Genomic DNA, 13105 nt, shown 5'->3' on the forward strand with positions numbered 1-13105 from the left:
CAAGTCGCTTAACAGACATAGAACCCGGTTGACAACCAACAGATTGTCAACCGGGTTTTCTTTTCATGCGCTGAATGGCGCAGCCATCCGGAGCCTAACCGCAACTATGAGGTATAACCTTTTAGGCGAATAATGTTCTGAAAGCTTCCTCGACTTTGGCGACTTCGGCTATTTTGATCTTGAGGCGCGATGTGTCGAAGCCTTTTATGTTGTTACGCGGAATCAGTATGGTGGAGAACCCGAGTTTTTCGGCTTCAAGTATGCGCTGTTCCACTCGAGTCACGGGCCTTATCTCACCCGACAGCCCTACCTCGCCCGACATGCATACATCGCGTGGTACCGCCATGTCCACATTTGATGACAATATTGAACATATGACACTGAGGTCAAGAGCCGGATCATTGACTTTAAGCCCCCCTGCTATATTAAGAAATACATCTTTCTGAGCGAGCTTGAAGCCGACACGCTTCTCAAGCACGGCAAGCAGCATGTTCATGCGTTTGGCGTCAAAGCCCGTCACAGACCGCTGTGGAGTGCCGTAAGCCGCAGTAGACACAAGCGCCTGTGTCTCGATAAGGAAAGGACGTATACCTTCAAGCGTCACCCCGATAGATACACCCGACAACTCCGCATCATCGCTCTGCGACAGAAGCAACTCTGACGGATTGGACACTTCGCGGAGTCCGCGTTGCACCATTTCATATATGCCCAGTTCGGAAGTAGAACCGAAACGGTTCTTTATCGACCGCAATATACGGTACATGTAGTGGCGGTCGCCATCAAACTGCAGCACCGCGTCTACAATATGTTCGAGAACCTTGGGGCCGGCTATGGAACCCTCCTTGTTTATATGTCCGATAAGTATAACAGGAGAACCTGAAGACTTCGCATAGCGCAACAATTGCGCGGCACACTCCCTTACCTGACTTACGCTGCCCGACGATGACTCGATAGCGTCGGAGGCGATAGTCTGAATCGAGTCTACCACAAGTATTTCAGGCTTTAGTTTATCGACATGCCTCATTATCGATTCAAGCGAAGTGTCGCACACTATAAAGCAGTTGTCGCTTAGACGCCCTATGCGGTCGGCTCTCATCTTCAGCTGGGCCGCGCTCTCTTCGCCCGACACATAAAGTATGCGTTTACCGCGTATCGACAGAATATTCTGCAGGACCAAAGTCGACTTGCCTATGCCCGGCTCGCCACCGATGAGCACTATAGAGCCGGCCACAAGCCCTCCGCCGAGCACCCTGTTGAGCTCCTCGCTTGGCATATGTATGCGTGTCTCCGTAGCAGTGACGATACCCGATATGGGCATGGGCACATTATCATGTCCCAAGTCAAATGTCGAGGACTTGCTCTTGCCCGTTACGGCGCGCTCCTCGACCATAGTATTCCACTCTCCGCAGCCGGTACACCGTCCCACCCACTTTGACGATTCATTGCCGCAATTGCTGCAGAACCAAGTCGATTTCACTTGTTTTGCCATATTTTTCAAGATAATTGACGGCGACGAAACTCCGCCACTGTTATGGCAGTAGCCATGCCGACATTTAGCGACTCACTCGTGGGCCGGGATACTGGAAACGACGGTATGTACAGCCGTCGGTCAACATATCGGGCTACGGCATCGGATATGCCGCGGCCCTCATTGCCCATGACTATGATGCCGGAGTCGCCGAGCGGCGAACCGTATATGTCATCACCGTCAAGAAACGTACCGTAAACCGGCTGACCGCATTGCGCCAAGAACTCCGGAAGGTCGACGTAAACCGCCTTTACCCGCGATATAGCCCCCATAGTAGCCTGAACCACTTTGGGGTTAAAGCAGTCGACAGTGTCATGCGAGCACAATATGGTGTCTATGCCGAACCAGTCGGCGACACGCATCACCGTACCGAGATTTCCCGGGTCCTGAACCCGGTCAAGAGCTATGACAAGGTGTCCGGCAATATCAGCCGGAGTTATGTCATAGACAGGACGCTCATAGACGGCTATGACCTGCGGAGGAGTCGACAGGTGGCTCATTCGCTCCAAATCGGCACGCTTGACAGCCGTGACATCGGCAGAGCCGTCGATTGCATGGCCGTGGGCCTCCAACCAAGCGGCGGTTGCAAATATCCACCGGCAGTCAAAGGCTCCGGCTGTGTCAAGCACACATTTGGTGCCTTCGGCTGCAAACAGCCCCTCGGCATCTCTCACCCGAGGGTCATCGAGCGAAGCCACAAGTTTGCGTATCCGGTTGGTGAGCTCCTCCATCTACTTGGAAAAATTCTTCATTCCCGCTTCAAGAAACTCTGTAAAACGAGGAATATTTTCGTCATAAGAGAATGGCCCTGACAAAAGCCGTCCCGACGGGTCAAGCACGACATAATAGGGCTGCGCATTGGCTTGGAATTTGTAGCGCTGAAGATAGCTCCAGCGGTCGCCGTAGGTCTCCAGCACCACATTCTTGCCATTTTCGGTGACGGTCTCCGGTACTGGAAGTTTTTTCTTCTCGTCGACCATCAGCTTTATAACGACAAAATTGTCTTCAATCATAGTCCTGACATCAGGGTTGTCAAGAACGGCACCCTCCATCTTGCGACAGTTGACACATCCGTAGCCCGAGAAATCGATAAACACGGGTTTGCCCTCGGCTGCGGCAGCCTTCATGCCCTCTTCATAGTCGTCATACTCCTTGAATACACCTCCGTAAAGATTGAAATCCTGTGTGTAAAGCGGCGGCACAAATGCACTTACCCCCTTCAGAGGAGCACCCCACAACCCGGGCACAAGGTATATGGCAAACGACAGTGATATCATCGACAGGAAGAATCGGAAAGTGCCTATGCTTCCATTGGCCGGACCGTAATGCGAGAAATTAAACTTGCCCAGAAGATAGAGTCCGAGCAGAGTGAAAATAACAATCCACAGAGCAAGGAACACCTCGCGGTCAAGTATATGCCATCCGTAAGCAAGATCCGCTACCGAAAGGAACTTCAGCGAAAGAGCCAATTCTACAAAACCGAGCACAACCTTGACGGTGTTCATCCATCCGCCGGACTTGGGAGCGCTCTGCAACCATGACGGGAACATGGCAAACAGGCAGAACGGTATGGCAAGAGCAAGTGAGAAGCCGAACATACCCACAGCCGGGCCGAACTTATCGCCGGTACTTGCCGCCTCGACCAGCAGTGTGCCTATGATAGGACCGGTGCAGGAGAAAGATACCAGCGTAAGGGTAAATGCCATAAAGAATATGCTGAGAAGACCGGTTGTACGCTCGGCTGTGCTGTCCATCTTGTTGGCCCATGATGAGGGTAGCTTGATGTCAAACGCCCCGAAGAACGATATGGCAAAAACCACAAGCAACAGGAAGAAAATTATATTGCATACCGCACTTGTGGACAAGGCATTAAGCGAACTCGCACCGAACAGAGCGGTTATAAGCAGTCCTAACAGCAGATATATGGCAATGATTGATATGCCATAGATAAATGCATCGGCTACTGACCGGGCCCTCGACTTGCCTTTCTTGAGGAAAAAACTTACAGTAAGCGGTATCATAGGCCACACACAGGGAGTGAGCAATGCCACGAAACCGCCTATAAAACATGTTATGAATATGTACCACATAGAAGTGGTATCAGTATTTTCAGCCTTCTCAGTGCCTGAAAAGTCCACAGGCTCCCAAATGCCGGCATCGGTATCGGACTTCTCATCAGCCACATTGGCAAACGGTTTTTCGACAAGTGCGGCGGCATCAGTATCGGCTGTCGTCTCGGCTACATCGTCAGCGCCACCCTTTGCAAAGCCGGTAAATTCAAATGTCTCTTTCTGTGGCGGAATACAGTTCTGGTCATTGCACGCCGAAAACCGTATGGTACCTGCCACGGCATAATGGTCAGAACCGGCTACGAACGCCTGCTTGATGACCACTCGTTCGGTCCACCAGCTGAGATTGGCACCGAACATTTCGTCAAACTCCTTGTGCGACACTTTGTCGGCCGTCAACTTGCCTTCAAGCGTCACGCCTTCAAGCTTGCTCCAGTCCACAGACAGCGGCGTAGGTCCTATGTCAGGGTCCACTTCATTACTGTACATGTGCCATCCGGACAAAATGTCGGCAGTCATGACGATTTCGCCCTTGTTTCCGTCAGTCATGTCAAGCGCTACAGTCCACTTGACCGGATTCACAAACTGTGCGTTAAGCCCCGAAAAAGAGGCGACCAGCATTATAATCAGAATATTAAAAACGCGTTTTCCCATCACAGAAAAAATACTATGTTATTAATTTAATGTACAAAGTTAGGGCTTTTGCCATAAATACCCGCTATATTTCAATATTTTTCACAACCGCCCATTTACCCGACCTGCATAACACGCGAAGCTACTTACAGATTCGGCCAATCTGCAAGCCTGATTATGACGTATATTTATCATCAGCCCACAAATAAATATAACAAATTTTATCGGGCAATTAGCTTTGTTTTAGAGCTATTCTTTTTATATGTCGTAACTTTGCTGTTAGAACAACTGAAACGTTTATGCCAAACCGCATCATCACATCAATATTATTCGCCACCGTTGCGACAGCCGCAACGGTGGCGAATACCGAGTTTACCGACTCTTTAAAAACACCGGAACTTAACAATCAGAATGTGACCGCAACAAATTGCGCACATAGGCTTTTTACGACTTCCAAGAGCTTCGATATGATTGCGTCACTGCAATATTTTAACAAAATAAAGGAAAGACCGCAGTTCAGCCATCTCGCCGCCGACTCCGCTTTCATGAGTGAACTTAACACTATAAATGATAATGTTTCAGCATCCAAACTGTGTAATCTCTATGCATCTTTCGGAGGAAACAGACATGATACCGACTCATGTGTGGTTTTCTTCACTTTGTTGGCGGAAAACAATGATGTCATCAAATATGATGAAAGTTGGGTGAATAACATCGTGAATCTGAGTCCACAGATAAGCAGCTGTCTGTCAGCCATAAATAATGCCGGTTATTCGGAGTATTGGGTATCTGACATAAAACCTGTTATTGACGGGTATATAAATTCCTATCCGGTTTCGGAGAAAGCTCTCAACGCCATACATGATGCCATGACAGAATTCTCCGGACCGGAGATACTGCCACCGACACATTCCAACATCTACATTCTAAACATCGACAATGCCTTCAACCTATCAGACGAATCATTCTGCTGCACACCGATTTTGCTCAATACAGAGTTTGAAAAAAAATTCAGGCTCGACTTTCTGAAAGTCTATATTCACGAGAATCTTCATCGTCTGTCGATATCCGGCGAGCTTATGAATAGACTCGATGAACTTATGGCCGACGATTTCTACCATGAGAATGAAAATGTGGCAAGAAGCCATAACGAAGGCCGCAATGAGGCTTTTGTCGTCGCAGCCGAAGTCTTTATATCTCACAAAATCGGCCGTAGGGACAACCGTAGCGTATATAATGAATTTAAGGAGTATGTCGATGGCAGTCTTGTACTTGCCCCTATAATTTACATACACCTCCATGATAAGCAGGAAGCAGAATCGCTCAATGACTTCATTCTCCGCCTATTTGACAACGGAACAATAAAGACCGGTTACGTCAAGACTGCGTATGACAAAGCCATGAGTAGGCTTGAGACTGCAATACCGCAAACAGAAATATGACAATAACCAACATGTATAAACTTTATTTTACAACTTATGAAAACTGTATACCGTTCAAGGATTGACTGGTGGATATGGGCTACCGCATGCTTCTTTTTCGTCGTGCTTATAGTCGCAGCCATAGGCGGCATAGGATTGATCTCTTTTTTAATCTTTCTGATAGGTTTCGGAAGCATATTTGCCATAACTTTTTTCGGAGTATGGTATGCCGTTGAAGGAAATGAGCTTTCAGTATATCAGTTTTGCCGCCCGCATCGCTTCCCTATCAATAAAATCAAGGCTATAAAATCGTGCAAAAGTTTTCTTTGGGGACCGGCCTTATCCTCTGATAAACTGGCCATAACATTTACTGACCGTTCTGTATTAAAACTTTCCGGTCCCATGTACATATCTCCCAAAGACAAGGAGAGATTCGTCGGCCAACTCCTTGAAATCAATCCGGATATCAAGATAAATTTATAATCAGTGCAAGCAATATCGTAACTTACATAATTTTATCACCACCCCGTTATATTCATCTGACAAAGAGCTACCGATATGCATCTTTGATCGAGCCTTTCGATTCTTTGCGAATATTTTTCGGGCAAATATTGATGGATTTAAAATAAAAAATATAACTTTGCATGGTAAAGCAATAACAAGTATTCGTATAATATCTAAATTAAATTATCATGGCTTACGTAATTACAGATAAGTGTGTAGCTTGCGGCACTTGCCTTCCGGTGTGCCCCGTAGAAGCAATCTCCGAAGGTGACATCTACCACATCGATCCCGACACCTGCATCGAGTGCGGTAGCTGCGCTGAAGTTTGCCCCAGCGAAGCAATTATCCCCGGTGAATAATCCAATACCGGTACATAAATAACAAAGGCTCCCATATGGGAGCCTTTGTTATTTATAAAATCGAGCGGGCCTGTAAGCCGGGTTATGTAGCGGAGATACTCCGCCGTCGGTCATTTATCTACGCCCGCTGTTACCACCGGGCTGAGTCGCGGCTTTGCCGCAGTCAGCAGTCTACCCCCCGGCAATGGACGAGCAGCCCTTGAATGCCGGTATACTTGACCTTGCAACCCATCAGATGTGCGGCGGCCCATATCGCTGTGGGCCCCGGTGAGCTCTTACCTCGCCTTTTCACCCTTACCGCCACAAGGGCGGCGGTTATTTTCTGTCACATTACTCTGCCATCGCTGACAGGTCTCCGTTAGGGACCATGGTGCTCTGCGTTGCCCGGACTTTCCTCTTGCCGCACGCGAAGTCGACAAGCGACCGACCGTCCCGCTCGAAACGTAGCGCAAATTTACAAAATTTCATCATAACACCACGCAAATTACCCGGCCAATGCTATTATAACATAGGATTAAAGTGCAAGTTGGCAGAGCATCGCGGACATAAAGCATCGCCTCCGGGTTTGAATCCGGCATCATCGTCTAAAAACATTTCCGCTCCGCACATAGGACAAACCGCACTTGGCTCCCGCATCACTTTTTCGCCCAAATCCCATCGACCGGTAAAAGTGGCTATGGCCGGATTATTCAATTGGTACTTAGCAGGGACTTCGAATCGGCTTATCTTTCCCAAATAATCTACAGTAACAAGCCCCACAGCACATGCCCGGGCATCCCACAAAAAACCGGCATTGGCTCTTAACAGCACCTGTCGTGCTTCAACATCCATAAAAATCAGTTCACCGCTATTCAGATATACAAATATATGGACATCATTAAAAACGGTAAATACCGACTGTACATTATCGGCCAAATAGATATAATTCTCCTCCTCCAGTATATGACGACGGTATAGCCGACCATCTTTAAGGAAATATAGAATGGTGCCTGACGGAGACATGCCGACAAGAGAATAGTCACACGGTTCACTATACGTATATAACGATTCCAAGTCAACATGTATCAACTCCTTTTTCTCTTCATCTGTAGAAATAAGCTCATTCATCCATGGATGTTCAAAAACGAGTCCGTATGCATTAGCGTTAAAACACATCAAGCTGAGGAAGTCCTTTGAGCCACACCTGTCAATAAATCTGTCAGAGCATTTTATGTCATCATAAATAAGTTTATTTTGCCACAAATCCCAAACTCCGTAATATGAGCCCGTACGGAATATTATATAGTTATTATTTTGCGTAAAAAAAGCTCCTCCCTTATTATACATATAGAACTCCGGCAAATTAATTTGCTTGATAAAAGATTTGTTTAAAACGTCATATACATAAACATTTACATCAAACGGGTCAGAGATATAGTCTCCGGTCACGCCAATCATGTATCGGCTGTCTCGGGAAAAACAGATAGATATACACGCACATTCCGTTTGCTTATCAATAAGCCTTTGCCCGGCCATATCACAAAGTATCAGCTCACTACGTTCTCGTGCAAACGAAGATGCTCCCATGAAGTTCCCGTCAGGTGACACCGCGCAGCAAGCAATATAAGAGAATGTTTTATTTTCAAAAGGCAATTCACGACTATTCAGAACCGTACCATTTATCTCATAAACAAATGGCTGAATTTCCTGCAGTAGATTTATACCGGCCGATACAGCAATACGTTTGCCCGAAGAATCACATGCCAATGCATTTATTCCGCAGTTATATACTGCCGGAATATAAGGGAATTTTATACGCTCTTCTACATTAAAAATCTCCTCACGGTCACCCATGGTCAAGACAAAGTTACGATTATAACAACGTATATCGGGACATGGATAAACATGCACATCCAAATCGGCATCAGAAATGAATTCCAATACCGTGAGACAATGAGGCTTTTCTTTCATATATAGTCGTGAGCCGGTACTGTCAAACCATGCAACATAAACCAATAAATCGACATTATAAGACCAATGAAAATAACGATTTTTTCCATTTTCCATACAATGGCGATATAATGTCCTCCGCGTAAGACAACATTCATCATGTACCGCAACAATGCGAGCTTCGTCACCGTCAACATGACCGAATCCGGGCATATCACCGGTCGCTACATCCCATCGGAAAAGTATGCGCTCTTCAGTAATCAGCCATACATACTTTCCGCTATAAGAAACCATTGCATCGACTATACCGTTGAATCTTATAGTATTGCCGGTTTCTCTGAAATAGACCTCTATGTCACTGCCATTTCCATACACCATGACATTACCGTCGGCCGACAAAGACTTTCGCTTTTTGTCGACCGGCAATCGTTTTAAGGTCCTGTTTTCAACTTGGTCATATAAAAAGGCAGTATCTTCGCACACTATAAGATGATATCGAAGAGTATCATCGCAAATAAAATCTACAATCTCCGAAGTCAAAGAGTAGCCACGCGATTTGCTTGAATTAACCAAGTTTTGTGTATGCACCCTATGGCCGTTGTCATATAAAGATACTATCGAGTCTCCATCTCCGCTTATCGCCATTACGCGTCCGCGCACATCGACAATATGCCTTATATACCCGGCGTCGAATGCATTGCACAACGTATTTTTAATTATACCGCAGTTTCCGATATAGATATTGCTGTAATCATCAGCGATTTTCCCTATTATAGAAAATTGTGACAGATATGTTTTCTTTAACCGCGAAGTGTCGGGAAGATTACACAATTGAAGTTCCAACAATCCGACATCGGCAATTTCGGGTAATTGTGCGACCTCAGCCTTTACCGACAGAAACTCTAGTGCACGTTCGGGAGAGAGAACGGGTGTTATCAATTCATAATCCGCTCGAAGCTGTTTAGGGTATCTTGATTGTTTTCCTAATATATAATCAAGAGTATGCGTCAGTAATCGCCATGCTTGTAAACCTAAAGCCTGATACTGTTCCATGTCATAACATGCACATGACATCATAGCGTTATACAATGTTCTGACTAATTGTAAAAACGCATGACCGTCATCATTTCTTATTCCGCCAAGATAGTATTCATATAGTGAATGATAGTATCGAGTACGCACCTTAGCATCACTGAAATATAGCCTCTTGACCGCCCGTCGCAACTCATTGTGAAAGAATGCAATCAGTACGCCACACTCCGTATTGACAGGGCGCAATAATGTGGCAATGTCATATTTCAATCTGTACCATAATATAGGAGGTATATTAATATCAGCTTTATCCAATTGATGAAATGATTTCCCAATAAGGGAATCCACATAGTCTTCATCAAGGGCCAGTAACCGCAACACCTCACTATCAGTCAGGCCTAAATCTTCCGCACAAAACAATCTGACCACAGCTTCGACCAAAGAGGCTCCGTGACGCTCGGGACGAGACAGGCTGTTAAATATAAATTCTATCAGCGAGTCAAGTGTAGGAGGTATCAAAGACAAATCTGCCCATGAGGGCATATCTGAAAGATAATTCCCCAAGATTTTAGCATACAATGCACTCTCATCAGTATTGGTCAATATACCGGACAATTGACTCCATTGCGTCGGACACAGTTTCCGCCCCGCACGCATCAGTACACTATCGATGACCAACCAAGCATTAGAGCCGATAGCCGGCAAATTCCATGACCGGATATCGGTACGCTCGAAATTATATTTAACATCATCGGTCGACGATATGATTATTTTCAAGTCGGGCCGTAGCTTATGATTCAACCACATCAGGCTATGAAAATTACAGTATGTACTATCGTCAACCTGATCAATGGCATCAATCACGACCAACAACGGACGAGTCAAATGAAGCTTTCGGAACAAGCTACCGAAATGGTCTACATCAAATATTACCGACCGTGCAGATTTAAATCGAAGTTTCTTATCTCGCTCATTTTTATATTTGTCGGCCGCGACAATGTCATTCCACAGCGACCGTAACAAAAACTTCGCATCGGAAGGGTCGGGATTACTGCCACAAAAACGGCATACTATGTCATGACTACCTGAATACCTATTGACCACCTTTGCCAACAGAGCACTCTTACCGGAGCCACTTTTGCCTTTTATCCATAGTACGACATTATCTTCTGGATTATTGACATAGCTGTCAATATATTGGAGTTCCGTTTCTCGTCCTACAAAACCGTCGGCAAGTTCAGTTGCTTTGGCCATATGTCGCAAATTGTACGATAGTTCGTCATCAGTCTCTGCCTCAGCAATAGCATTTTCAATGATGCTTCTCAACCTTGCCTCAGCTCCCTCGACAAACTCATCTTTATACCACTCTCCGCAATACTCATGATAAGAACATTCAATTTCCAATGTATTTTTCGCATACAGCTCACTCTTTAATTTATGGCGTAGACGTCTTATTTTCGCGACACCCGTCGGCGTAAGCTCTTCATACTTGGACCGCTCATTATGTGGCACGTCATATAAGTCACGAAAGAATGCAAATACATGATTGTGAGCATCGGCCTTCAATACACCCGCATTAATTTCATACTCGGTAGCAGAAAGCGCATAGTCATTACCATAGGCGACATTACGCTCAAACATCTCCATAAGAGGTTTCTCAACCCCACTATGCCATACAGCGTCATCATCATAAGGCGATGTACGAGGCATTAAAACATAAACCGGTTCGGCAAGCGCATTTTCATCAAGTCTGTACCACCGGTGAAATAAAACATCCTCATTAGCAGTCATCTCCAATGCCTCATAATTCGACAGGCTTACTATCTCGGGTAATGGTATCCATCCGTAACGATTACCCAGAAGCAGAATAAAATTGGGTTTCGGCGATAGCTCCTGACATCGTCTCAACTCTTCAAGACAGATGCTCATTGTGCGGTTATCCAACGAAGCCTCGCGACTTATACCCCAACGTAAATCCACATACTCCAGTTGCCATCCGAGTTTGGCGTACTCTGCGGAAAGACGAGTCAATATATCCCTCAAAAGATTACGCTCAAGCTCCATATCGGCAAAGGTGGAACTGATGAAAAAACGGATATATTTTGCTCTCATATCGGCATATATTTAAGGTTAAACAACTGCAAAGTCTATGTCACGGGCGCAGGAGGGAGATGCGGACGCGCTTGCCTTTGAGACGCTCGGAGGCGATGGTGCGGAGCAGAGCGGCGGCTTTGTCGACGGGCACGGCGGCAATAGCGGAGTGGTCTTTCACTATTATGAGCCCTACCTCATCGGACACAAGGCCACCTTGCTTGATAAGGAAACCGGCGATGTCGCCTCGCGATATCTTCTCTTTTTTCCCGGCATTGAAGTACAAAGTGGCCGCCGACGCGTTTATAGGATCGGAGGAGTGGCCCGTAGGTACATAGGCACGGTCAAAAGTCACATATTCAGGAATATTGTCAGCCTCCGACGTGAGAACATATACCGTGCCCCGGGCATCGACACGCGCTGTACGCCCGTTGCGATGGGTCCAAGTCTCCTTGGTCAACGGCATATGGTAGTGAATTATCGACTGTACGGAGTCTATGTCAAGACCGCGCGCACCAAGATCAGTGGATACGAGTATCGGGGTGGTGCCATTATTAAGCAGGTCGACCGCCTTCTCCCTGTCGGGCTGGTCGAGAGCGCCGTGATACAATCCTACCGGCAGCCCAGCTTCCTTGAGGTGTCGGTATACACGGTCGGCGCTTTCACGATGATTGACAAATATGATGACACGACCGTTGTCGAGCGAGTGTAGCAGATCGACCAGTGTGTCAATCTTGTCACGCGCTGGCGACTCTACCTGAACAATGTCCATTCGCCGGCGCGGTTTGTCGGCCGACGAAAGAAAGTCGAAAGTCTCCGGCGACCGCAGTTTCAGGAATTCGGGCATATCCTGAAGGCGGGTGGCCGAAGTCAGTATAGTACGGCTCAGATTGGGCATAGTGCGCACTATACGACGCATCTCGTCATGAAATCCGAGTTCAAGCGACTTGTCATATTCATCAAGTACGAGTACGCGGGCTGTATACAGGTCGACATGCTTGCGGTTGATATGGTCAAGGAGACGCCCCGGAGTGGCTACAATAATGTCAGGAGCCGGCGAGAGTGAATTCTTCTCGTCGGTCATCGAATGTCCGCCATATAAAGCAACAGTTTTATATCCGGTGGCTATGTCGCGCACTACATTATATATCTGCATTACGAGTTCGCGCGACGGTGCGATAATAACAGCCTTGACATCGGCCGAAGGCTTGCCGAGAGTCTGCAGTAAGGCTATGGCAAAAGCGACGGTCTTACCCGAACCTGTAGGAGATAGCAACAGCATGTCGCGTGCTCCGGAGTTCATGACCTCGTGCTGCATGGGATTAAGAGTCTCTATACCGAGACGCGATTTTATATTGTCGATAATAACTGACTGCTTCATTGAATTGTGTATTATAAATTTATATTTTACAAAGATACGTAAATACGAGCAAAAAATGCCGGTTGAGGAGATTAGTTATTGTATATCGTACAATAAACTCTTACTAAATGTTAATTATAGCGGCCATGTTGCAGTCAAGCACGATTGTTTACAAAATT

Annotated in this window: 8 protein-coding genes and 1 other RNA gene; 3 read left to right on the top strand and 6 right to left on the bottom strand. The window is 46.4% G+C overall.

Features of this window, described 5'->3' with window-relative positions:
* Nucleotides 1–121 precede the first annotated feature (121 nt).
* The 3 genes from radA to FW767_RS03720 are packed head-to-tail and all read right to left on the bottom strand — an operon-like array spanning nucleotide 122 to nucleotide 4251.
* A complete protein-coding gene (gene radA, locus FW767_RS03710; protein ID WP_121700279.1) occupies nucleotides 122–1489 on the bottom strand; it encodes a DNA repair protein RadA in 1368 nt (455 codons plus the stop codon).
* Nucleotides 1490–1494: 5 nt separating this feature from the next.
* Nucleotides 1495–2259, bottom strand: a complete 765-nt coding sequence (locus tag FW767_RS03715; RefSeq protein WP_121700268.1) for an RNA methyltransferase — start codon at nucleotides 2257–2259, stop codon at nucleotides 1495–1497.
* On the bottom strand, nucleotides 2260–4251 hold the full coding sequence (locus tag FW767_RS03720) for a protein-disulfide reductase DsbD family protein (RefSeq protein WP_121700267.1): 1992 nt from the start codon (nucleotides 4249–4251) through the stop codon (nucleotides 2260–2262).
* A 278-nt stretch (nucleotides 4252–4529) separates the two neighbouring features.
* Here FW767_RS03720 and FW767_RS03725 point away from each other — a divergent pair, with 278 nt between their 5' ends.
* The 3 genes from FW767_RS03725 to FW767_RS03735 all read left to right on the top strand — a co-directional run bounded on the left by FW767_RS03725 (nucleotide 4530) and on the right by FW767_RS03735 (nucleotide 6514).
* Entirely contained in the window at nucleotides 4530–5672 is a 1143-nt protein-coding gene (locus tag FW767_RS03725; RefSeq protein ID WP_121700266.1) for a hypothetical protein, read from the top strand.
* A gap of 36 nt (nucleotides 5673–5708) precedes the next feature.
* Nucleotides 5709–6134: a PH domain-containing protein gene (locus tag FW767_RS03730; protein ID WP_121700265.1), complete on the top strand. Its 426-nt coding sequence runs from the start codon at nucleotides 5709–5711 to the stop codon at nucleotides 6132–6134.
* Between the two features lie 209 nt (nucleotides 6135–6343).
* A complete protein-coding gene (locus FW767_RS03735; protein ID WP_068961275.1) occupies nucleotides 6344–6514 on the top strand; it encodes a DUF362 domain-containing protein in 171 nt (56 codons plus the stop codon).
* Between the two features lie 57 nt (nucleotides 6515–6571).
* On the opposite strand, the gene rnpB is transcribed toward FW767_RS03735, so the two are convergent.
* From rnpB to FW767_RS03750, 3 genes are all read right to left on the bottom strand, one after another.
* An RNA gene (gene rnpB / locus FW767_RS03740) (RNase P RNA component class A) lies at nucleotides 6572–6953 on the bottom strand.
* A gap of 62 nt (nucleotides 6954–7015) precedes the next feature.
* A complete protein-coding gene (locus tag FW767_RS03745) occupies nucleotides 7016–11587 on the bottom strand; it encodes a DUF4062 domain-containing protein (RefSeq protein ID WP_121698919.1) in 4572 nt (1523 codons plus the stop codon).
* Nucleotides 11588–11627: 40 nt separating this feature from the next.
* Entirely contained in the window at nucleotides 11628–12947 is a 1320-nt protein-coding gene (locus FW767_RS03750) for a DEAD/DEAH box helicase (protein WP_121698918.1), read from the bottom strand.
* Nucleotides 12948–13105: the final 158 nt, after the last annotated feature.

Source organism: Heminiphilus faecis (assembly GCF_008728965.1).
In the GTDB taxonomy this organism is placed as follows: Bacteria; Bacteroidota; Bacteroidia; order Bacteroidales; family Muribaculaceae; genus Muribaculum; species Muribaculum faecis.

Bases quoted from the DNA above. Each gene is read 5' to 3' on its own strand.
- radA (WP_121700279.1), bottom strand. From the start codon at position 1,489: ATGGCAAAACAAGTGAAATCGACTTGGTTCTGCAGCAATTGCGGCAAT.
- FW767_RS03715 (WP_121700268.1), bottom strand. From the start codon at position 2,259: ATGGAGGAGCTCACCAACCGGATACGCAAACTTGTGGCTTCGCTCGAT.
- FW767_RS03720 (WP_121700267.1), bottom strand. From the start codon at position 4,251: ATGGGAAAACGCGTTTTTAATATTCTGATTATAATGCTGGTCGCCTCT.
- FW767_RS03725 (WP_121700266.1), top strand. From the start codon at position 4,530: ATGCCAAACCGCATCATCACATCAATATTATTCGCCACCGTTGCGACA.
- FW767_RS03730 (WP_121700265.1), top strand. From the start codon at position 5,709: ATGAAAACTGTATACCGTTCAAGGATTGACTGGTGGATATGGGCTACC.
- FW767_RS03735 (WP_068961275.1), top strand. From the start codon at position 6,344: ATGGCTTACGTAATTACAGATAAGTGTGTAGCTTGCGGCACTTGCCTT.
- FW767_RS03745 (WP_121698919.1), bottom strand. From the start codon at position 11,587: ATGAGAGCAAAATATATCCGTTTTTTCATCAGTTCCACCTTTGCCGAT.
- FW767_RS03750 (WP_121698918.1), bottom strand. From the start codon at position 12,947: ATGAAGCAGTCAGTTATTATCGACAATATAAAATCGCGTCTCGGTATA.